The organism is Microbulbifer variabilis (genome assembly GCF_052468405.1).
This window is the reverse complement of the sequence record NZ_CP174343.1, coordinates 2,364,165-2,387,470: the sequence shown is the minus strand read 5'-3', so window position 1 is coordinate 2,387,470 and position 23,306 is coordinate 2,364,165. Positions and strand designations below refer to the sequence as shown.

At 49.8% G+C, this 23,306-nt stretch carries 7 protein-coding genes; all 7 read left to right on the top strand.

All coding sequences use genetic code 11. The features are described 5' to 3' along the window. Positions 1 to 63 precede the first annotated feature (63 nt). Positions 64 to 795 carry a MotA/TolQ/ExbB proton channel family protein gene (locus ACJJJB_RS10945; RefSeq protein ID WP_020413199.1) on the top strand — a complete coding sequence of 244 codons (732 nt, stop codon included), beginning with the start codon at positions 64 to 66 and terminating at the stop codon, positions 793 to 795. Further along, complete coding sequence (locus tag ACJJJB_RS10940) at positions 795 to 1,385, top strand: ExbD/TolR family protein (protein ID WP_353376727.1); 591 nt, start codon at positions 795 to 797, stop codon at positions 1,383 to 1,385. Before ACJJJB_RS10945 ends, ACJJJB_RS10940 begins: the two co-directional genes overlap by 1 nt. Further along, positions 1,382 to 1,927, top strand: coding sequence for an ExbD/TolR family protein (locus ACJJJB_RS10935; RefSeq protein WP_445366236.1), 546 nt, complete (start codon positions 1,382 to 1,384; stop codon positions 1,925 to 1,927). The genes ACJJJB_RS10940 and ACJJJB_RS10935 overlap by 4 nt, the downstream gene beginning before the upstream one ends. A 9-nt stretch (positions 1,928 to 1,936) precedes the next feature. Then, positions 1,937 to 3,316, top strand: a complete 1,380-nt coding sequence (locus ACJJJB_RS10930; RefSeq protein ID WP_445366235.1) for an AgmX/PglI C-terminal domain-containing protein — start codon at positions 1,937 to 1,939, stop codon at positions 3,314 to 3,316. Between the two features lie 297 nt (positions 3,317 to 3,613). Continuing rightward, positions 3,614 to 16,663 carry an isopeptide-forming domain-containing fimbrial protein gene (locus tag ACJJJB_RS10925; protein ID WP_445366282.1) on the top strand — a complete coding sequence of 4,350 codons (13,050 nt, stop codon included), beginning with the start codon at positions 3,614 to 3,616 and terminating at the stop codon, positions 16,661 to 16,663. Further along, positions 16,663 to 21,873, top strand: coding sequence for an OmpA family protein (locus tag ACJJJB_RS10920; RefSeq protein WP_445366234.1), 5,211 nt, complete (start codon positions 16,663 to 16,665; stop codon positions 21,871 to 21,873). Before ACJJJB_RS10925 ends, ACJJJB_RS10920 begins: the two co-directional genes overlap by 1 nt. 790 nt (positions 21,874 to 22,663) lie before the next feature. After that, positions 22,664 to 23,059 carry a hypothetical protein gene (locus tag ACJJJB_RS10915; protein WP_445366233.1) on the top strand — a complete coding sequence of 132 codons (396 nt, stop codon included), beginning with the start codon at positions 22,664 to 22,666 and terminating at the stop codon, positions 23,057 to 23,059. The last annotated feature ends 247 nt before the right edge of the window (positions 23,060 to 23,306 follow it).

The window sequence follows — 23,306 nt, the reverse complement described above, 5'->3', positions numbered from 1 at the left end:
CCTTTCTCCGGGTAAGACTGGAGCAGCAACAAATTACTGCAGTATTTCTCAAGAGGGTTTGTAATGGACTTTTTTAACAGCGTCATCGAGTTTTTCCAGACGGGCGGTACTTTTATGTACCCCATTCTTGTCGTTGCCGCTTTGGGCGGCGCCGTAGCGATTGAACGATTTATTCGCCTGCATTATGAGCGCCATACAAACCGTGCCATGTGGGATAAATTACAACCCGTTCTCGCCTCCGGGGATTTTGATCGCGCGCGCAACTTGGTTAAGCAGGATAACTCCAGTGTGAGTAAACTGCTGTCCATGGGTCTGGCACGCCAGGGTGCGGTGCGTCGTCGCGAAGATATCGAGATCGCGATGGAAGAGAGCATGATGGAGATAACACCTCAGCTGGAAAAACGCACACCTTATGTTGCGCTCTTTTCCAATATCGCCACGCTGCTGGGGCTGCTCGGTACCATCATGGGTTTGATCGAAGCCTTTACTGCGGTAGCCAATGCCAACCCGGCGGAAAAAGCTGATTTACTTTCTGCCAGTATTTCCGTAGCGATGAACACCACCGCCTTTGGCCTGATGACCGGTATTCCCCTGTTGATAGTGCACGCACTGCTCAACTCCCTGACCGGTCAAATTATCGATAGCCTGGAAATGGTCTCTGTAAAAGCTTCCAACCTGATTGACAGCTCAACCCGTCGTCGCTTCGAAATGGATGCACCCAAGCCAGAAAAACAGCCTGGCGAGCAATCTGCGAATGAAGTCGAAACCGAAGAATTGCAAACGGAAACTGCATAATGAGAAGGCGGCGTCACGGGAGAGACAAAGAAGCCCCGGAGCTGGACATTACCGCCTTCCTTAACCTGATGGTGGTACTGGTACCTTTCCTACTGGTGTCGGCGGTGTTTTCACGGGTAACAATCCTGGAACTGAATATGCCGAGCGGGGCTGGCGGTGGTGCACCGGATGACCCCACAGTGACCGTGGAAGTAGTGGTGCGAAAGCAGGCTGTGGAAATCAGCGATGGTGAGAAAGTAATTGCGCGTTTCCCTAATTTGAATGCCACTGAAGAAAGCGAGACTGTCCAGCCGGATGTGACTGTAGTGGAAGCCGATGGGCAGAATACGGACCTCGCAGTATTACCGACAGCTGAAGTGTACGACCTGAAAAAACTCACTGAGTTTTTATTGCAGGTGAAAGCCAGTTATCCGGAAAAAACAGACTCCATTTTATTGATGGAGGCGGATATTGCTTATGAGCATCTTGTGGGTGTCATGGATACCGTGCGTGGTGCAGAAGTTCGGGTTGAAGGCAGCGACCCCAGTGATCCGGAAGCTGTGGAGAAGGTGATTTTGTTTCCTGATATTTCCATAGGAGATGCGCCGTGAGACATGAAAGCCGACGAATGAAGCGCATGGCTCGCAGCCATAAGCGTAAAAAAACTTCAGGCATGAATCTGACATCCCTGATGGATGTGTTCACTATCCTGGTATTTTTCCTGTTGACCAATACTTCCAGTAACGAAGCGCTGGAGCCCCCCAAAGTGATTACATTGCCGGATTCGGTGGTTGAGAGCAAACCCAGGGAAACCGTAACCCTGATGGTGACTGCAGAGGAGATCCTGGTGGAATCCAAATCTGTTATCGCAACCAGTGAGGTGCTCGAAAGTGAAGAGGTTGTGATTGATGTTATTAAGCAGGCCATGACCGCAGAGCTGGGTAAGGCAATCGGTATAGCCCAGGCCTCTGCCGCAGAAAATGAGGGCGAGGCTGAAGTGGAAGGTGAGCAGGGACCGGAACCACCCGAAGTGAATATTCTTGCGGACAGGGGCATTCCGTTCAGTTTGCTGAAAAAGGTGATGTCCAGCTGCACCGAAGCGGGCTACACCAAGGTATCACTGGCGGTAATTCAGAAAGCATCTCAGGGTTAATGGAAGTTTGTGAGTAATTTTCTTCAACAACAGCAGGCGGTCAGCGAGGCGCTTGATACGGTTCGCCAGCGTATGCATCTGCTCGAGGATGAGCAGCGGCAGATCGAAGAGAAGCTGGCTGAATTGCAAGTCGATGGTTCCAAGTACCAGTTGCTCGATGAAATTTCTGAGCGCCTTGGAAAACTCGAGGACATCGGCGCAGGTGAAATGTTTTGGGCCGAGAATTATCGGGTCGATGCTTCCCAGCAGGTTATCGCACGGATTGGGGCGTCAACTCGTACTTATAACGAAAGCCTGGATCAGCTTCATCAGAAGCGTAGGGATATCCTGGATAATATCGAATACTGCAATGAGGAGATCTTTGCCCTTGATGAGCGCGCTGATGAGCTGCGCCGTGAGGAAGAGGAATCCAAGTTTGAATTCGAGATCACCCGTGAATATGAGCAGCCCACTTTTCGCCCGATGGAAATGCCTTGGCATACCAAGGGTGAGGATGAAAAGCGCTTCCGTATTTGTGTATTTGCATCACTGTTTATTGCGGCACTGTTGGGTTATCTGGTTCCTCTATATACCTTGCCTGAACCCGAAACACAGATAGTGGAGATACCCGAGCGCCTGGCCAAATTGGTAATCGAGAAGAAGACCAAACCCAAGCCACCACCTGAGCCAGAAAAAGCCAAGCCCAAGAAAGAGGAGAAAAAACCTGAAACCAAGCCTGAGCAGAAAGTGGCCAAGCAGGATCCGAAACCATCCAAAGTGGAGAAAAAACAAGCGCGTAAGAAAGCTGAGCGTGCGGGTGTTCTCGCCTTTAAGGATAATTTCCAGGATCTTATTCAAGATGACCTGGACAATCGTTTGGGCCAACAAACACAGCTCAGTACTGCAGGTAAGAAGGAAAACCGTAGTCAGCGTTCGCTGATTACTGCAGCGGCAACTGCGGGTAGTGGTGGTATTAATACTGCAGAGCTTAGTCGCAATGTGGGTGGTACTGGATCATCCCTGGGTGGAGTAGCCTTCTCGCGAGTGGAGAGCTCCATTGGCACAGAAGGTGATTTCGCCGGCGAGGACCGACCGCTCAGTGATGGTGTGGGTCCGTCTCGTACCGACGAGGAAATCCAGATTGTCTTCGACCGCTATAAGGCTTCGCTGTATCGCATTTACAACCGTGAACTGCGTAACAACCCCGCCTTGCAGGGTAAGATGGTCTTGAGGATTACCATTGAGCCTGATGGCTCGGTATCCCTTGCGGAAGTGGAGTCCAGCGATATGGATTCGCCTGCACTCAACGCCAAGATTGTAGCGCGGGTGAAGCGATTTAATTTTGGCGAGAAGGCCGGTGTTCCAACGATCACCATTCTTTTCCCAATCGACTTCTTCCCGAACAACTAGGTGGTATTGCCTCCGCCTCCTTCTCGTTTAAGTGAGAAGGAGGCTGCTATTTTAGAAGGCGTCGAGGAGTTGGGTTTCTTCCCCTCCACTTGATCAGTCTTTTCTATCCCCCAGCCTGAGAACCACTTGGCAATCCCCAAAAAAGTTCCCTTACCTGACTGTTATTTATGACCTGCTTCACGGCCACTTTTTCACCCTGTATTTAAAGTTCGCGCACCGGACTGTGTCTGTTCGGCGGCAGTGTTCTTGGACATTGTCAAGGGTTTTGAAATAGAAAAGTGGCGGCTATAAGTGACGATGATGTCAGAAGTAACTGGACGGAAATCCTGGAATAATTTGCTTGCTGGCTTGGTACTGCTATGTATCTGGGCAATCATGTTCGCGCCGCAGGCCCTGGCTGACCATAATTGTCCCTCTTTTCCCGATAACCCAGTTAACTTTAATATTCTGGATCACCGCTTCAGTGATAGCTGGTGTGAACTCTGTGGAGATGGGCAGGTAACGATAGAGATTGATGTGCCTGGAATCTCCAGTGGTTTTATGGGAACCCAGCATATTGAAAATATTATTGTGACGGAAAATCTGGGTAGTTCTGAGTTAGAGTATATTCCGGGTTCTACTCGAGTAAGTTCAGGCTCTGTATTGAGTGAGCCTACCATAAGCGGGACGGTTATTCGCTGGGATCAGAATGATCTCTCCGCACTTGCCGCGCGCAATGAAAACACCACGATGACAATTACTTTTGGTGTACGCAGTAAGGTCGACCGAGAAGAGGATCTGGTAAACAACAATCGTACCCTGAATGCTACAGCGACTTTTGAATATTGTAGTTATCCCACTACAACAGATACAGACAGTATTGAGCTGGACATACGCGAACCCCTTCCATCCATGGATAAACGTGGAAGGAATATTGATGCGGCGCAGACCAACTATACCAACGATGTTTACGGCAATATCAATGATGATGTGATCTGGCGTATCGCTATCTCTAATGGTGGAGATGCCGATATGCAGGATGTGCGATTCGATGATTTGATGACCAACCCCAATATGGATATCAATTATGCCTGCCCCAGTGAAAGTGCAGCACTTTCAGTTGCAAATAATAATGGAGTAAACCCGGTAGGTTCTGGATGTGTATCTGCGAATAACAGCATTAATAATTTTGAGTTGAGTGGAGCTTTCTCCAATGGCCCCGGACGTACGGATATTCCTGCAAATTCAACCTTAAACATTTACCTGGTGGGTAAAGTCAATACTTCTTGCAGCAATGGTACAAATACTGTCTCTGACTTGCAGTGGGGTTGTGAAATTGATGATGATACCGGAGTAGGGGGGATCTCTGATCCGGCCACGGCAAATGCCCCAAGACCTGACTCCGAAGAAATGCGGGCCCTGGTAACTACCGACCTCAATATTACCCAGGCGATAACCGGTACAAACCTGAACCAGCCATTGGGTTCGGCTGGTTTTGTGACTGTTACTGTCAATAACCGGACAGGTGGATCAGTTAAGGATATCCAGTTCGTTAGTGATCTGCCTGATGAGTATGTGGTAGATACCACATATACACCGCAAATTGTCCGCGAACGTCGCGGTGAAGATAATCATAGTGCAAGTTATAGTGCCACTTATCCGGGTAAAGCAGATACTCTCGAATGGCGCGTGGGGAGCAACTGGAATCAGTGGGATACAGACCCTCTAAAAAACAACAAACCAGAATTTCGCCTATTGAGTAGCACTGTACATCCCAACTATTCAGATCAGCAAAATATGATGCGTTATGGCGATGAAATTCAGATTCGCTTTCGTATTGTCACCACCGAACCAAATTTCTATGACAAGATTGCCGATCTTGATGTTGAAGAGGAGTCGGCATCAAATGGCAAAGATCCGAACAGCAATATCCGTTTATCTGATAATGTTCTAACTATTGATTATGAAGATTTCTGTCCTGGCACCAATCCGCCTACCCAGGTTGAAAATCAATCGGTGACACCAGATCCAGAAGATCTTGATATTAGTACAGTACACCCTTTGTATATCGTACGGGACAATGGCACCTCCGAGTTAACGGTGGATGTGACCAACAACGGTGGTCATGATGCGGATAATTTTAGTGTGTATGTGACTTTCGGTGAGGCAATGAGAGTATTGTCCAGCGATCGTGCCTGTACTGCGATTGGTAGTCCAAATCCAGGTACTGTACCTGGGCATCCTGTATGGAATCAGCCAGATTACCTTCCTTCTTCAGCAATTGTTTATCGATGTAATACCACCAACTTGGGAGGTGTTATTGAGCCCGGAACAACTGAGCGTATCGTTTTTCAAGTGGAAAAAAACCACGCGGCAACCGATGACGATCTCACTTTCCGTGCCGATGTGGTGGGGGAGATCACATTATCGGATGATACACCCCTGAACTTTCCTGAACCGGCCACTCTGACTGAAACAACACCAGGTAAACAACTGGCTAATAACTACACCCTCGATGGCATGCGCGCTCGTGTAATGGGTTTTAATCTGATCAAGGAACGCTCTGATCAGTGTAATGAATTGACTTCTGAGGCAGCATTCCCCAATAGCAGTGTTCTTATTGGTGAAGAGTGCCGCTTTGAAATCCAGGCCGGTGGCTGGTTTGGCTTTGACACACCCGGATTTACTCTGATTGAAGTGCGCGATATTGATGTGCGTGATGACTTACCGGATGGCCAGGGTTATATAGCAGATGCGCCGCTAAACTGTGTAGATGTAACTCTGCCGCATCCGGTTTCTCAGGCTAACTGTGTTGTAATTTCCTCTGGTGATATTGTAGAAGGTGGAGGCCTGAATATTCCCCTTAGCGAGACAGATTTTCTATGGGAGGTAACTTCAAAAATTACCGAACGGGATCGTTGGTTCCTATCGGATATGACCACGCGTCTATTAAATGATCCTATAGATACTGAAAGCGCTGACCCCAATCAGCATGCAAACCCCAGTACCGACTATGCTCGTGCGCAATTTACCGCAGTATTTGATACCGAAACCATCGTGGTAGATAATTATAATACTAGTGGGGTGCTGACCAATATTGATGGTGTGCCTACAACAGTACCCGGCTTTCCCGATATTTCCGAGTGGTCCGAATCTGTTACTGTTTCTGAGCCCCACATTGAAATCGATAAAAAAGTCTGTAACGAAAATTTGCATGGTATAGGCACCAGCTGTGCAAATTTCGTTGATTTTACTAACGAGGGTCATCGTGACCAAACTTATGTTTTCCGCCTGACTTTAACTAATCGTACGTCCGATGGCGGCGTAAATCGAGCCCCTGCTTATGATTTGGTTGTAACTGACACACTAGATGTTTCCGGGCAAATGTGCGTGCAGCCCTTGGATAGTGATGGTTTGGACAACGATGGAGATGGTTCCTCAGAGACCATCGCAGGCGATGACGGCTTGGTGGGTATAACTACTGGAGCAAATGACTACTCTGAAGCCCTCCACTGCAGTGATGGCGGGACACCGGCAGTAATTACCTTCTCTTATGAACATTCTACGGCCCTTGAGCGTATTAACCCGGGTGACTCTGTCACTCTTTATTATCGAGTGAAACCACATCGTTCCGTAGCACCGCTGCAGACATTTACAAATACCTTCTATGCTCGTTATGATAGTTTGGAAGGAGACTTTGGTAACCAGAGTGCGCCACAAATCGACAGCGATGCGGATAATGATGGTATCGGTGATGGAACTCCTGCAGCAGGGCGTGCACGCCACTATAAATCTGCAGACGCCGAAGCGCGTATGCAAATTATTGAAGTTAAGGCGGAGCCTAAACAAGCCTTGGAGTTCTCTAATGGCACTGCCAGTGGCACCAACAGCGATACAGCCGTTGTCGGAGAGGAAGTCCGCTATAAACTGACAGCGAAAATTCCCGCGGCCAAATTGCGTAACTTTGTAATTCGTGATGAGTTGCCGGCTGGTATGCGCTGTATCGAAGGGCAAGCGGTTAACCTGAATACGTCACCTTACGATGCCGCCGGCTTTATTCCCGGTGGTACATTTAATGCTACCTGTACGAGCACTGGCACAGCCGACTATGTACAGTGGGATTTTGGTGATCAGGAGCTTACCACTGTCACGGGCAGCCTTTTTGATTTCCCGGTGGAATTTATTGCACGTATTGAGAACAGCAGCAATACTGATGACGGCGATGTGCTTGGGAATGGCGGTAGCTATACCACTGCACAGGTGAGTTATGTTGATGAAGCAGGGACTACCGTAGTTGTACCCTTTGATTCTCACGCAATTACTGTACAGGAACCGAAAATACAATTAAATAAGTCATTTTCAGTTGCTAACAGCGATGCAGATGACATTCTTACCGTTACTGTAACGGCAGAAAATACTGGTACTGCGGCAGCTTACAATCTGCATGTGCTCGACGATCTCACAGGCACCAAGCTGGTTTACCTGGGCAATATCGGTGGTACTGATCCGCCTCAGGTTGTCGATGTCACTACTATCGGAGCCAATGCGCCCATCTTCAGCTGGAATCGCAGCAATGCGGATTACGCCATTGCTGTAGGCGAGACTAAAACCTTTACATTTGATGTCCGGGTAGAGCAGGGCGTAGAGCCCCATGAAATCCTGGATAACACCATCCAATCGCGCTGGCAGTCCCTGCCGGGCAATGATATTGCTTTAAACAGCAGTAATTCTATCGGCACCGGTGGTGCAGACGATGGTATGCGTATTGGTGTGTTACCCAATACCGGCGATCCGATTAACGATTACGAAACTACAGCTAGTGCCCAGACAGAGGTGCCAGCGTTACAGTTGGTTAAAACCGATCTTGAGCCCACTGTAGTTCCTACTATAGGTGCGCATAAAAAATTCCAATTGGAAATCCGCCTACCTGAAGGCATAAGCCAGAGTGTAGTAATTACTGACCAGCTCGGCAGCCCGGAAGGCTATGTACTGAGCCACAATGCGGATTTCGATATTACCTATGATTTTGTAGGTATTGAAACCATTAATGGTGCGGCCCCGTCTGAGGGGGCATTTAACAGTTTCCCTACTGATAATACTTCCGGTAACGCTGTATGGAATATTGGTACAGTCGATACTGCCAGTGAAAATGATACTGCCGCCAGCACTCTGGACCCCTTAATAAGAATTACTTATTTCGCTCGCGTGGAGAATGACCTTGCGACCAATAATGGTGACACCCGCCAGAACAGTGCGGCGTTGACATATAGTAACGGTGAGAGTGGGGCGACAGAAAACTTAAATGACAATACCGCCGCAGTTACGGTGGTGGAACCTCTGCTTACTATCAATAAAGCGGTCAGCAATGCGACTAACCCGGGCAATTTGCCAGTGGGTGGCGATGTACTGGAGTACGTGATTACCGTTGCCCATGATCCCGCATCTACTGCTGCAGCATTTGATCTGAATTTAGTGGATACACTGCCATCGGAGTTGCAGTTTGATAGCAGCTTTACCCCAACTGCATTAATTAATGGTGGTGCAGTTACTGGTTTTGTTGCAACACCTGCGGCAGCACCCACTGGCCCTCTGGTTTGGGGGCGTGATAATGGCGATAACACTCTGGACCTGCAGCTTGGTGAAACTTTAGTTATTACCTATCGAACCCAGGTAACAGGAGTATTTGGTTCGCCGATTAGCAACAGCGTAATGCTTGACTGGACGTCCCTCGACGACAGCAGCATTAACCAGCTGGCTTACGAGCGTGATGGTGACGGCTGCCCGGCAGTATCCGCACCGGACGATTACTGTGAGGGTCCGGCTGAAGCCAGTATTGATACTGTGGACAACACCGGTATTGTGAAAACGGTTGTTGCAGATTCTGATACTGCTTCTGTAGTAGGCACGCTGAGGGTTGGCGATACGGTTACCTATCAACTGGCCCTGAACCTGCAAGCGGGTACGACACCGGCAGTGACTATTAATGATGCACTGCCGAGCGGATTGGAATTTAATTCCATTGTCAGTGTGAATGGTGATACTGCTGCGCCCTACGACGACAACCTGAATGATTTTGTTTATTCAGCCATTGCTGTGCCCGCAGCAGGAGACACAGGTACGGTCACCTGGAACCTGGGAGATATCCTCAGCAACTTCGGCAATACCAATAAATTTGTTATCGAGTACACCGCCAAAGTAGTGGCGGGTTCGGGTATTGCAGCGCCGACTGCGACCCTGACCAATACAGCCGTTCTTAATTACACCGGCGCTGCCAGTACCCTGCAAGATAGTGCCGACATTACGATATTGCAGCCGGTGATCGACAGCCTGACAAAAACGGACGCTACCTGGCCAAGCTCCCATATGAATGTGGACCCGGCCAACGATGTGATGCAGTTTACTCTGCACGCCTGTAACTCCGGTTTGGCGCCAGCCTACGATCTGTCCCTGACTGATGACTTGGCTACTCAGATGGATGAGGCCTCCATCGCCAATCTGCAGGTCACTTTGAATGGCACACTCCTCACAGAGGGCACCGAGTACACCTACACAGCGCCAGGTAATCGTGGCGACGATATGCAGTTCACTTTCCTGGTGCCTGTCGAAGCGGGAGCCTGCCTGGATATCAATTACGAAATTGGCTTTTATACTGATATTGGCGGTGGCGAAAACTGGGTAAATACCTTCACGGTCAATGAATTCTGGTCACTGCCGGCAAAAAGCGGAGAGCAATACGCTCCTGTTCCACTGGGTACACCCTATCCGATGGGAACTGTCGCCACCACAGTCACTGCGCCGCAAAAAACTCTGCAGAGTGCTGCTACGGCAGCAGTGGGCGAGGAAGTGGTTTACCGTATACAGGTTCCAGGTAGTGCAACCACATCGGCCATCTATGATGTGGAAATTACCGATGTACTGGACCCGAGCCTGGAGCTGATCCAGCTGCAGGAAATTAATGGCCGTGCATTTACCGATAACACCACTAACAACAATATTGTCCTGGCCCTGGATATTATTCCGGCTGGTGCTGTCGCTATTTTCGAGTTGCGTGCCCGGGTTGCAAATAATGCAACGGCACAGGCGGGTCATAATTTCAATAATGAAGCCAGCTATTCCTATGCCGCTACAAGCGGTGGTGTGATTCAAGCCGGTGGCACGGGTACTGCACCGACCTTAACTATCGTGGAGCCGGATTTGTCTGCGACAAATTCTGTGGCTAACCAGACTAACCCTGGTAACGACCCGGATGCTGGCGATATCCTGCGTTTCACATTGGATCTCACCGCCGCAGGTAATCCGGAAAACACCGCTGCTTACGATTTGTTGGTCAGGGAGCAGTTGTCCCTTGGCCTGGCATTTGTTCCGGGCAGTGTGATCTTTGCCGGTGTCGCCCAGGCTGATCCTACTGTGAGTGGGGATGGTATTAATGCTGCGCAGTTACTGGAGTGGAATCGCGCAAACAGCGACCTGGATATCGCTGCTGGCACTAACAGCCTACTGGTATTTGATGTGCTGGTGCTGGATGAAGTGCTGGCTGAAGCCTCGCTGTCTGCCTCTGCCCGTATTGAGTGGACCAGTTTGGATGAGGATAACAGTAGCCCCTACGAGCGAAACGGTGCCGATGGTATTGGTGGTTTGAATGATTATGTGCTGGAAAATATTGCCGCTCAGCTAACCGCTGCCAATGACAGCACAATCAGTAAGACCCGCGTTAACGACAGTTACGGTAGTGCAGATGCACAGCTGCGTGTCGGTGACTTGGTGGAATACGAGCTGCGTTTGTCCCTGCCAGAGGGCACCTCTCCCAATACCTTAATTGTCGATACCCTGCCACAGGGGATGGTGTTTGTAGGTACCCAATCAATTAATGGCGTTACTACTGCACCCTTCGCATCGGCGGCACCCTTTGCTCATAACGATATTGCCGAACCTGTGCAGACCGGTGATCCCGCTACCGGCCCGACAACACTGAGCTGGAATATTGCACAGCTGATCAACAGTGGTGATAACAATCTCACTAACGATGAATTTATACTTCGCTATCAGGCAAGGGTTCTGAATAAGGACGTACACCCCTGGCCGGCCAGTAATACAGCGCTAACCAATAATGTGGAATTCACTTTCGATGCCGCCGCCGGTGCCGAGCTGCGAAATGATAGTGATACCCTGGACCTGTTACAGCCGGATCTCATTGCGGCAATCAGCGCTACCCCTGCTGGCGGCACTACCTTGTCTGCCGGTGATATTGTCGATTACACCATAACGATTACCAATAACGGATCAGCGCCGGCCTACGATCCGGTCTTCCGCGACATGATCCCCATTGGCCTGCGCCAAGGCGGTGTCAATGTGCAGTCCCTTACTGTGAATGGCGCTGCAGCAACTATTGTTGCCCCGACTTTTGACAACGCCACTGGTGCGGCAGTTTGGGATTTCTCTGCGGGCACAGGTTATGCCATTAATCCTGGCCAGGCTTTGGAGATGGTGTATCGCGTTCAGGCAGATGCCAATCTGGGGGCAGGTCTCAATCTGCAAAATGCCGCTTATGTCGAGCTGTATTACTCATTGGATGACGATAATTTACCATCCCTGGGTGCGACCGCGGTTACCACAGATATGCGTGAGGACTACGGTCCTACAGCACCAGTCAGTGTGCAGTTCAATACGCCCAATGCAGCGCCGTTGCTTATTGAAAATACCCAGCCGACAGCCTCTATTGGCGAACCGTTTAATTACCGCATCACTATTCCGGAAACCGTGCAGCCCACAGCCCTGCACGATGTCAGTGTGCTGATGGACCTGAGTACTTCTGCAGCCGACATGGAATTTGTCGGCGCGGCAAAAGTATCGGGCAGCAACGTATTCACTCCAGAAAATAGTGGATCGGGCACTGCGCTGGTCATTGCCGATGCCACTAGCGGCATTGATGTACCGGCGGGTGAACAGGTGGTTATTGATGTGACTCTGCGCCTGCGCGACAGCAATCCACCCAATGTGGATGGGTTGGCATTTAATAATAGCGCCAGCTACAGCTATAACTACGACAATGATAATGCGGCCGCCGGGCAGGGTGCCGGTGCCGGAAACACGACCCTTGATATGCAGGTAGTGGAGCCAACGGCCATCACCCTGACTAAAACCGGCCCTGCCAGTGTGCAGTCTGGATTGCCAGGTACCTTCACCCTCGACCTTCACAATGTTGGCACTGGCCCCGCATGGGATATTACAGTGACCGATATTCTGCCGGATAAAGATCCCGGTGGTATGTGTGAAACTCCTCCGAATAATTTTGCTGCGCAAATTATTGATGGTGCAGGCACTGCGGTTGCTACTCTGGTAGCAGGAACTGACTTTAATACGGTTTTTGATGAAGCCAGCTGCACTCTGACGATCACCTCCATGGGTGCGGCGGCTATGCTGGCTGCGGACCACCACCTATTGTTGAGTTACGATGCCACCCTGGACGTGGATACCATCGATGGCGATACACTGACCAATATTGCCGGTGTGGAACTCTGGCACAGTTGGGATAGTGGCTTACCGGAAGCACGCCAGTACACACGCCCGGCGCCCACTGATGGCACGCCAGGCGTACTCGATCACGAAGATGCCTATACCGTAAGCGCCTCTGTGCCCAAGGTAACTTTCTACAAAACCGTTGAGAATGTTACCCGTGCAGAAAATCCGGCAACTTTGGCCACTCCAGCAGATGTACTGCGCTATACACTCACGCTTACCAACCTGAGTGGTGCAGATGTTAGTGGCATTGAAATTACTGATGATCTGGGTCGCCTGAACAGCCTGCCATTGTTCCAGTCGGGTTCACTACAACTGGTGACAGCGCCGGTGGGTAGCGATAGCAGTAACTCTGATGCATCTGCTGGCACACATGGCAGCGGCTTTTTACAGGTGAAAAACCTGGATTTGGCGGCCACAGGAAATACTGGTGATTCTGTTCAGCTGGTATACGAGGTCACTTTGGCAGCTGTGATCGACAGCGGTACGCCGGTGTTGAACCAGGCCCAGGTGCAATTGCCTGGCCAGCTACTGAAAAACAGTGATGATCCCAATATCAACGGTACTGACGACCCTGACGTTGCGGATGATGAAGATCCTACCCAGATATTAATTGAGTCCGAGCCACTGCTGGTGATTCACAAAACCTCAGCAGATATCATCGGTGACCCGGATTTACTGATGGTGGCGGATACCCTGCGCTATACCATTCGCGTGGAAAATGCCGGTAACGAAAATATCGTTAATGCGATGTTGCGCGACCAGATCCCGGCGAATACCACCTATGTAGCTGGCTCTACGACCTTGAACGGTTCAGCGCTTTCAGATGTGAGTGGTGCTTCGCCTCTTGAAGCTGGTATGAGTATTCATACACCTGGCCAGGCCGATGGCTTTATTGGTGCAACTGCAACTGGCGCCGCGGCTTCTGTAATCACCTTTGATGTCACCATTAATGATGTCAATGACGGTACCATAATTTCCAACCAAGGCTTTGTTAATGGCGAAGGTGCAGGCAGTGGACCCTTCGATGAAGCGCCATCGGATGACCCTGCTACAGATGCTCCCAACGACCCGACTATAGATATTGTTGGCGATGTTCCCCTTTTAATCGCTCATAAAACGGTGGCAATTGCCGTGGACAATATCTCTATGGGGATTGTCGATCCCGGTGATGTACTGCGTTACACCATTGCAATATCCAATATGGGGGGCGTTGATGCACTGCAGGTGGCACTCACTGACCAAGTGCCCGCAAATACCACTTATGTTGCCGGCAGCACCACCTTAAATGGTATGGCTGTCGCTGATAACGCCGGTGGTATGTCGCTTTTAAATACTGAATTGCCGGTAGCTTCGGATGACCTAACGCCACCCTTGCCGGGTGCCAATGAGGGTGTGATTACTTCTGCACAAACTGCCACCGTAACTTTTGATGTGATGGTGAATGTGGATGCTGCCAGGGGTACTGTGATCAGCAATCAGGGCAGCGTTACCGCAGAGGAGCTGCCACTGGTACTCACTGACGCGGATGGCAATCCGGCCAATGGTGCACAGCCGACACTTGTGGTTGTGGGCGATGCGCAGCTGTTGTCGATTGTAAAAGAAGTTGCTGTTGTCGGTGGCGGCGCAGCAGAAGCTGGTGTGGTGCTTGAATACCTGGTGACCATCGAAAATATCAGTGGTGTACCGGCGACCATGGTGAGTATTACTGATGATCTTATGGTTGCTGGCGATGGTGTCCTTACCTATGTTACAGACTCCGCCATGCTTAATGGTCAGGTAGATGGAGTCAGCATAGCCGGTACCGTAATTACTGCAGATTACTCCGCTATTTATGGAGATTTGTTACCGGGTGAAAGTGCTGTATTGCGTTTCCAGGCCAAGCTCTCCGATAACCTGGAAATTGGTTATACGGTGTTGAACACCGCGGAAGTGCATTGGAATGATCCACCTTCAACCAATCAGGCCAGCGTTGCTCTTGATGTTGGTGGCACACCGGGAATCGCCAATCTGGCAGGCTACTTGTGGCACGATGTGAACTTCAATAACCAAGTCGATATGGATGAACGGTTATTGTTGAACTGGGCCGTAGATCTCTACTTCAATGACGCATTGTTGGAAACCATTCAGACCGATGAAAATGGCTACTTCCAATTTCAGGGGCTAGTACCTAATAGCTATGGTGGACTCAGTTATGAGATGCGTTACACCGCTCCAGATGCCGGCGAAAAAACAGCATCCCTGGGTAATCCGGTTTCTGATTTTACCAATGGTCCTCAGCGTATCAGCGAGATCTTTGTGGAGTCGGGAGCCAATCCGCAAGATCTGAACCTGCCGCTCACGCCTAATGGAGTGATTTATAACTCTATTCTGCGTGCTCCTATCACCGGAGCTACGTTGACTATGCTGCGCGCCAGCTCTGGTCAGGAGCTGCCGGATCGTTGCTTCGATGATAAAAAGCAGCAGGGGCAAGTAACCCGTGCAGGTGGTTATTACAAATTTGATATTAACTTCGATGATGCTGCGTGTCCGGCCAATACGGATTACCTGATTAAAGTGGAGATTGCCGATGAGGATTATGTCGGTGGTGAATCCCTGGTAATTCCTGCACAGACCAATGAGGAAACTGCGGGCTTCGATGTGGGTGCGTGCCTCGGCAGCAATGCCGATATGATTCCTGGCACGGCTCAGCATTGTGAAGTACAGCTATCTCCAGCGCTCCCACCGTTGGATATAGAAGCACGCGATGCAGCTACCGACTATTACCTGCGCCTGACACTGGACGGTGATCAGGTTCCAGGAGACAGCCAGCTGTTCAATAACCATATCGCCATGGACCCGCACCTGGAAGGTGCACTTTCCATTACCAAAACTGCGGCGATGTTGAATGTAACCCGAAGCCAGCTGGTGCCTTACACCATTACCTTTGGCAATACCTTGCCTATACCGCTTTCGGATTTGCAGCTGGTGGACTTCTTCCCCGCAGGCTTTAAATACGTGGCTGGTTCGGCGCGCATGGATGGCGAACCAGTGGAGCCGGTGATGAATGGGCTACAGCTGATCTGGTCCGATCTGCGTGTGGAAGCCGAGCAAACCCGTGAGCTGAAACTATTGCTGGTAGTCGGCTCCGGTGTAGGCGAGGGTAAGTATGTCAACCGCGCGCGTATGTTTAACCAGCTCTCCAGCCAGGTTGCGTCCGGTGAAGCCTCAGCCACAGTGCGCGTGGTGCCGGACCCCACTTTCGATTGCACTGATGTCATCGGCAAAGTCTTCGATGATAAAAATATGAACGGCTACCAGGATGCCGGTGAGGGTGGCCTTCCTGGAGCAAGGGTAGTTACTGCAACCGGCTTAAATGCCACAGCTGATGCTCACGGGCGATTCCATATCACCTGTGCAGTAGTACCAAATGCTGATCGCGGTTCCAATTTTGTGCTCAAGCTCGACGACCGCAGCTTGCCTAGCGGATATCGTCTCACTACTGAAAACCCGCGGGTGATGCGTGCAACTCGAGGCAAGATGGTGAAGTTTAACTTCGGTGCCAGCTTGCATCGGGTAGTACGCCTGGATATGGCCGAGGCGGTATTTGAGCCAGGCTCTACTGAGTTGCGTCCCCAGTGGCAGTCTCGTATTGAGCTGTTGTTGGAAAAACTCAGTGAAGCTCCATCAGTATTGCGCCTGTCCTACCTTGCGGAAAATGAAGATCCGGATCTGGTGGAAGAGCGTTTGCAAACGATCAAGGCAGAGATTGCCGATGAGTGGGCGCGTAGTAATGGCGACTACGACTTGAATATTGAGACTGAAGTGTTCTGGCGGCGTGGAGCGCCGCCCAGTAAGGGAGGATTGGAGTAATGTCCTCGGTCAAGCGCAGCAATATGGGTCGGTTACGCAGCTCTGGTAGCTCAATGGAAACAATGACCAGGACTTTCCGTCGCCGCGAACACTGTCTTGCCACAGCGATTGCCCTGGCTTTAACTCTTCCCGTGCAAGGTCAAGAGAAAGCTGCAGCGCAGGACACTCAGTACCAGGAAGCAAGCTGGTGGCAGGTATGGCAGAAAATTCCCGGCTTGGCTTCGGAAGTGGAAGGGCCCGAAGTTGAGTTTGAGGAAACGTCTATCGGTAGTAATACCGAAGGTATGTTGCTGCGTGCACCTACTAATCAATGGCTGCAGGATGCCACCACTTTTATTCCACCGCTTGACCCGATTATTGTAGAAGACTTTATTGAACCAATATCGTTTTACACAGTGGATGACGAGGTTCCGGCAGAAACTGTGGAGTTATTGCGGGCAAAATTAAACGAACTGGGAGAGACGCCTAACTTCAAATTGTACTTTATCGGCCACACTGATTCTGATCCCATGCAAAAAGAACTGGTGGCAGATTTCGAGAGTAAGGAAGATTTTACCCTGGCTCGTGCTCAATTTGTTGCAGATTTCTTCCAGCAAGCGCTGGAATTACCGGAAGAAATGATAGTGGTGGAAGGTCGCGGTGATGTAGAGCCGATTGCCGATAATATCACCACCGCGGGGCGGGAATTAAATCGTCGTATTCAGGTACAGGTGACTTATGACGCACTAGACGAGGAAGCCATGGCTGCACGTGCCCGAGCAGAAGCTTTGGCATTGAATCGAGTAAAAGTGTGCCGCCAGGAAACAGTGTGTAGACTTAATTACACTGCGGGTAGTGAGCAACGTGCACGCTTGAAAAACCTGGTTATTCCCCTGCGCCTTGAGCCGGGACAAACAGACTTGCCTGAAGCATTTATTCGGCGTTTAGGCGAGGTGCGGTCAAATCTCGCAGATAAAAATAATCTGGTAATGCGCTTTGTTGGGCACACCGATGCACTGCCGCTGGATGTGAATCAAAGTTCCGAAGATCAACAGGTAGCTTACCTGGAAAAATCCCACGGTGAAGCCCGCCGTGTTGCCCTCGCCGTGCGCGATGCACTGGCCTTGCCAGATGCGATGATTACTAGCAGTGGTAAAGGAGCCAGCCAGCCCATTGCCGCAAATGACACACCTAAAGGTCGTGCCCTTAACCGGCGGGTGGAAGTGGAATTTTGGTATGACGACCCGTTGGAAGTTACAGCGGATGGTGTGCAGGCCTGCCCGGAAGCTGCAGCCGCAGAAACTATTACTATTGCCTATGAATCCCTTCGCGGTGCGGTAGCACCGATTCGTTTTGACAATGGCGACCCCATCATTACCCAGTCGCAACTGATGCAAATGCGCAGTGCCATGTCAGAAATTTCCAGCAAGGCCAATGTGCGCTTAAGTTTTATTGGCTATAGCGAAAACAAGCGTATGGATCGCCGTGAGGCCATGGTCTATGGGGATGATATTGGCTTATCTGGCGCCCGTGCCCAACGCGCAATGGAACAGGTAAAAGAACTGCTTGGCCTCGAAGATGCACAGGTGGAGTTTGAAGGGCGTGGTTATGTGCAGTCAGGCGATGTGGTGACCAACGGCTTTATCCAGGAGGAAGGAGCGCGTGTTGAAGTGCAGGTGCTCTACGATGAGCTGGCAATACTGGCAGAAAGTGATCGCTTAGAAATCGAGCGCATTAACCGTGAGGCTATCGCCAATAATCCTTACTCATTGAATTTGATGCGTATTACCGTGGATGGCAGCCCGGAATACGATCCTTATAAAAACTCCGCTGACCTGCAGCGCTGTACGGACGTGGCTCTGGATAGTGCCAATATCCAATTCCGTTTCGATAACAAAAAAATGCAACCACGGCTAAATGTCACTGCGTGGCCCAATACCATTCGCTATGCGGATAATCCAGATACTGACCTTAGCGAGAATCGTGTAGTTTTTCGCAGTTACACCAATTACCCATCTTTTGTTGATCGGGCTGAAGTGCGGCTGTTTGAAGAGGAGCAATCCCTGCGCGATACTCCCATTGCGATTGTTCCGTTAGACCAATATGGAAAAGGGAACTGGCAGGCAGAATTTACTGAATTCCAGGCACCACTGAAAAAGCTCCACTATGTGCTGCGGGTATATGACAAAAAAGGCCGCTTCGATGAAACCGCTGAGCAAACTTTGTGGCTGGTAGATAGTATCGAAGAGTCTGATGAAGAGGTGGATATAGCCCAGGAGCTACTGGTGGGCTATGGTGAGAACCGCCTCGCACGGAGAAATATTCCCCTGGACGGCAATAGTGTGCTTGTCAACGGCGCTCAGGTGCCGCCGGGCCATACTGTATGGCTGGCGGGCAATCCGGTACCGGTAAATGATCAAGGTCAATTCATTGCTGAACAGATTTTTGACCCTGGTATGCACACTGTAGAAGTGGCAATCCTGGATGAAGAGGGCAATGGTGAACTGTTCCTGCGTGATCTGGAATTTGCTAAAAATGACTGGTTTACCGTAGGGATAGCCGACCTAACTGTTGGTTACGATAAAACCAATGGCCCCGCGGCCCTGGTGACGGGCGATGAAACCCACTACGACAACTCTGTAAGCTACGATGGTCGTCTGGCGTTTTATACCAGCGGCGGTTTTGGAGAGGGTTGGCGCTTGGCTGCCAGTGCGGATACGGAAGAGGGGCCTGTCGATGATTTGTTTTCCAATTTTATGGAAAAGTCACCGGATGCACTTTTTCGTCGGCTCGATAGTGATCTTTACTATCCCACCTTCGGTGATGATTCTACGGTAGTTGAAGATGCGCCCACTTCCGGCAAGTTTTATGTGAAGTTATCCAAATACGATGACTACGGCCTGTGGGGTAATTTCAAGGCGACCTATTCTGACAACGAACTGGCGCAAATAGACCGGGCACTTTACGGGGCCAACGGCCACTTTGAAAGTGATGCCATGACCAGCTTCGGGGAAAAGCGATTCCAGGTAGATGCCTTTGGAGCGGAACCCGGCACTATTGCCGGTCGCGATGAATATCGTGGTACCGGCGGCTCACTGTATTCCCTTCGTCACCAGGATATTCTCAGTGGCTCTGAGCGTCTGCGTATAGAAGTGCGGGATAAGGATTCCGGCCTGGTTTTAGGAGTAAAAAATCTCTCTCCGGTGATCGATTACGATATCGACTATATCCAGGGGCGTATCTTACTCAATAAGCCCCTTTCCGCCTTGGCCAATGATAATTTATTGATTCAGGATGGCTCCTATAACGGGAACCCCCAGTACTTGGTAGCCCGCTACGAATATACCCCCGGCTTTGAGGAGATGGACACTCTGGCATTTGGTGGCCGCGCCCACTATTGGTTTGGGGATTACGTAAAGTTGGGTATCAGTGGTACTCAGCAGGACGAGGATGATAATGAAACGGCCCTCCAGGGCTTTGATCTCACCCTGCGGAAAAGTGCCGGTAGTTGGCTAAAGGTTGAAGTCGCAGATAGCGAAGGCGGTAACCTGGATAGCTTTAGCTCTCTGGATGGCGGTTTTACTTTTGATGATGGGCAAAACCTGGACCCGGAAGCTACAGCAGGCGCAACCAAGGTTGAGGGTAGCCTGCAGGTCGGGGATTTTTTTGAAAGCCTACGCGGTTCCGGGAATTTCTATCATCAGGAGCGGGAAGCAGGTTTCTCCGGTCCCGGTCAATTTGTACAGGGTGATACCACCCAGTATGGAGCCGGTATTAATCTACCCCTTGGGGAGAGTTTTGATGTGGGCCTCAAAGCGGATAGCAAGGAAGAGGAGTTTGGGCTGCATACCAGTGCTACAGACCTGATGCTCGGCTATCGCCTTAACGATCACTGGCGGCTCAGCTCCGGAGTGAGGACGGACAGCCGTGAAGATTTCTCTGAAGTTGTTGCAGCCACCCAAACCCAGGGTGACCGCACCGATATGGCAGTGGAGGCCAGTTACGATTCCGGTGAAAACTGGAGTGCTTATGGTTTTGTACAGAACACTATGGAGGTCACCGGTACTCGAGAGGAAAATAACCGTGTTGGCCTGGGAGGCGCCTATAGAGTGAGCGATCGACTCACAATGGATAGTGAACTGTCCAGCGGCGATACCGGTATGGCAGCACGTTTGGGCACAGATCTCCTGGTTAGCGACAGAACCAGTGTTTATCTCAATTACACCCTGGATAATGAGCGCAGTGATACTGGCGTGCGTGCGCGCAAGGGGAATATGAGTACCGGTTTCCGCAGCCGCTACTCCGATACTTTGAGTATGTACGGCGAGGAGCGTTACAGCCACGGCGATGTTTCCACCGGCCTGACACACGCCTTGGGTATGGACTTGGCACCTAACGACCGCTGGACCTACGGCACCACGGTAGAGGCGGGCACACTGGAAGATCCGCGTACTGGTGCCAAAACCGAGCGCAATGCCCTGGGCTTTAATATGGGCTATAGCCTGGACACTATTCGCCTGGCAACTGCGCTTGAGTACCGTACTGATATTATGGAAACGGCATTAGATGAAGAAACCGTAACGGAATCTGAGCGGGACACCTGGCTGCTAAAAAATACCCTGAGTTATCAGCTCAACCCGGATTGGCGTTTGGTGGGTAAGTTAAACTATTCCGACAGCAAAAGTTCCCAGGGAGAGTTTTATGATGGCAAATTTACCGAAGCCGTAATGGGCTATGCTTATCGCCCGGTAAATCACGACCGTCTGAATACGTTATTGAAATACACTTATTTTTATAATGTACCGACTCAAGACCAGGTTACGGTGGAAAATACCTCAGCTGAATTTATACAGAAGAGCCATATTTTCTCTGTAGATACCAGCTATGATCTTACCCGCCGCTGGACTCTGGGAGCCAAATATGCCTATCGCCTTGGGCAATTAAGCCTCGATAGAGAAGACCCTGAGTTCTTCGACAGCCGTGCCAGCCTCTATGTTCTACGAGCAGACTGGCACTTCGTAAAGCGCTGGGATCTGTTGATCGAGGGCCGCCTGCTTGACCTTCCAGACGCCCAAGATAGCAAGAGTGGTGCTCTGATTGGCCTATATCGCCATATCGGGGATCACCTGAAACTGGGTGTAGGCTACAATTTTACCGACTTCTCCGATGATCTTACCCAACTTGATTACGATAGCCAGGGGGTGTTTGTGAATATTATTGGGAAGTTGTAAAGAATGGGCGTATTGACAGAGTGCCAGATTCTCAACGAGGTTAGTTCGCCAGTAAGATGCTAGAAAAGCCCGCATTTGCGGGCCCACTTATTTAATTTCACTTGATTTTTAATGGCTCCACCCACTTATTAGATACTCCTAAAAAGTAGCAGGGTCTGTTAGTTTCTTCGTTAGAGGAGTTTGGAGAGCAATTTGCTATCGACTGGATGTCAATACATATTTCCCAACTCTTACTTTAAATAAAATAGGTTCGCCTATAATTGTGTTGATTGGTGAGAACTCATTGATATTTAAATCGTAAAAGTCATAAGAGGGTCAACTAGCAAGTACGCAAAGCAATTCCCTCTATACCCTAATTTAATTTTTACTACACTACATAATTTGCGGTTAGTTGTTATCCTCAAAAATCCTGTCAAGCTACTACATAGTAGTGTCTGATAAGCTTTACTGCGCACTATAAGCACCGTCAGTGTTACTGATTTGAAAATTAATCTCCGGTAGGGACCATTGTGCACTACGATTTAGAGATCATCATCTAAATAGCGCACACGAAATACTTTCAAGAAAGTGGTTGGTTTACTTTTCTCGATAATCTGCAATAGCTCTCTTTTTAGTGTATTGGTTCTAATAACCAATCGACCATCTCTTATAGACCTAAAGTGTCAAACTTGATATTTTATTTTATGGGTCGCACCCAAAAACTGATTTGTTATTTGGCGACAGTATCAAGTAGATAGGGCAAATCTTTCAATCCCTTTAACGACGAATTTGACTATAGCTCGAAGTAGATATGAATAGTAATTTAAAGAAATATATTGTGAATCCTGGAAAGCTTGCCATGCTGGGATTTATTTTTGCTACTGGAAGTGCTTACTCTGGCACTGAATGTACTGGTAAAGTAACTTCAGTAGAAGTTGCTGCAAACGGAAATGTTAATGCTGGTATAAAAGATAGCGGAAATGGCACAAATTTTCATAGTGTCGCACTTTGCAGAGTCACAGAAGATATAGAGGGTGGATTCAAGCAAGAATCGTGTAAGGTTGCTTTTTCTCTTCTAACCACGGCTCATGCAACTGGTAAGAGTGTGACTTTATGGTTTGACGAAGAAAAGTTCTCTTCCTGCTCACAGTCATGGGGTGAGATTTGGTCTCAAGGATTATACCATGTTCGCCTTAAAGAAAACTAAAGAGGGGCAAATATTTTTTTTATAGCAAAGCAGAGAAGTTCGATGCTTTGAAATCTGCTCTTGCTGTTTCTTCGAGTGCCTGGGGAGCCTCGTGATTTCTATTGCTGGATAGAAGCTGACGTGGGCTCTCAGGTCCCGGCCAAATTGCTTTTGGCCTTAATTGTGGAAGTGATCGGTACTCATGTGAAAACTGCCAGGTTGCTGTGGATGACGTATAAAGGGAGATCGACAGAACCAGTGGTTACCT

Excerpts from the sequence above, each read along its gene's own strand:
- ACJJJB_RS10915 (WP_445366233.1), top strand. The coding sequence starts at position 22,664 with ATGAATAGTAATTTAAAGAAATATATTGTGAATCCTGGAAAGCTTGCC.
- ACJJJB_RS10920 (WP_445366234.1), top strand. The coding sequence starts at position 16,663 with ATGTCCTCGGTCAAGCGCAGCAATATGGGTCGGTTACGCAGCTCTGGT.
- ACJJJB_RS10925 (WP_445366282.1), top strand. The coding sequence starts at position 3,614 with ATGATGTCAGAAGTAACTGGACGGAAATCCTGGAATAATTTGCTTGCT.
- ACJJJB_RS10940 (WP_353376727.1), top strand. The coding sequence starts at position 795 with ATGAGAAGGCGGCGTCACGGGAGAGACAAAGAAGCCCCGGAGCTGGAC.
- ACJJJB_RS10945 (WP_020413199.1), top strand. The coding sequence starts at position 64 with ATGGACTTTTTTAACAGCGTCATCGAGTTTTTCCAGACGGGCGGTACT.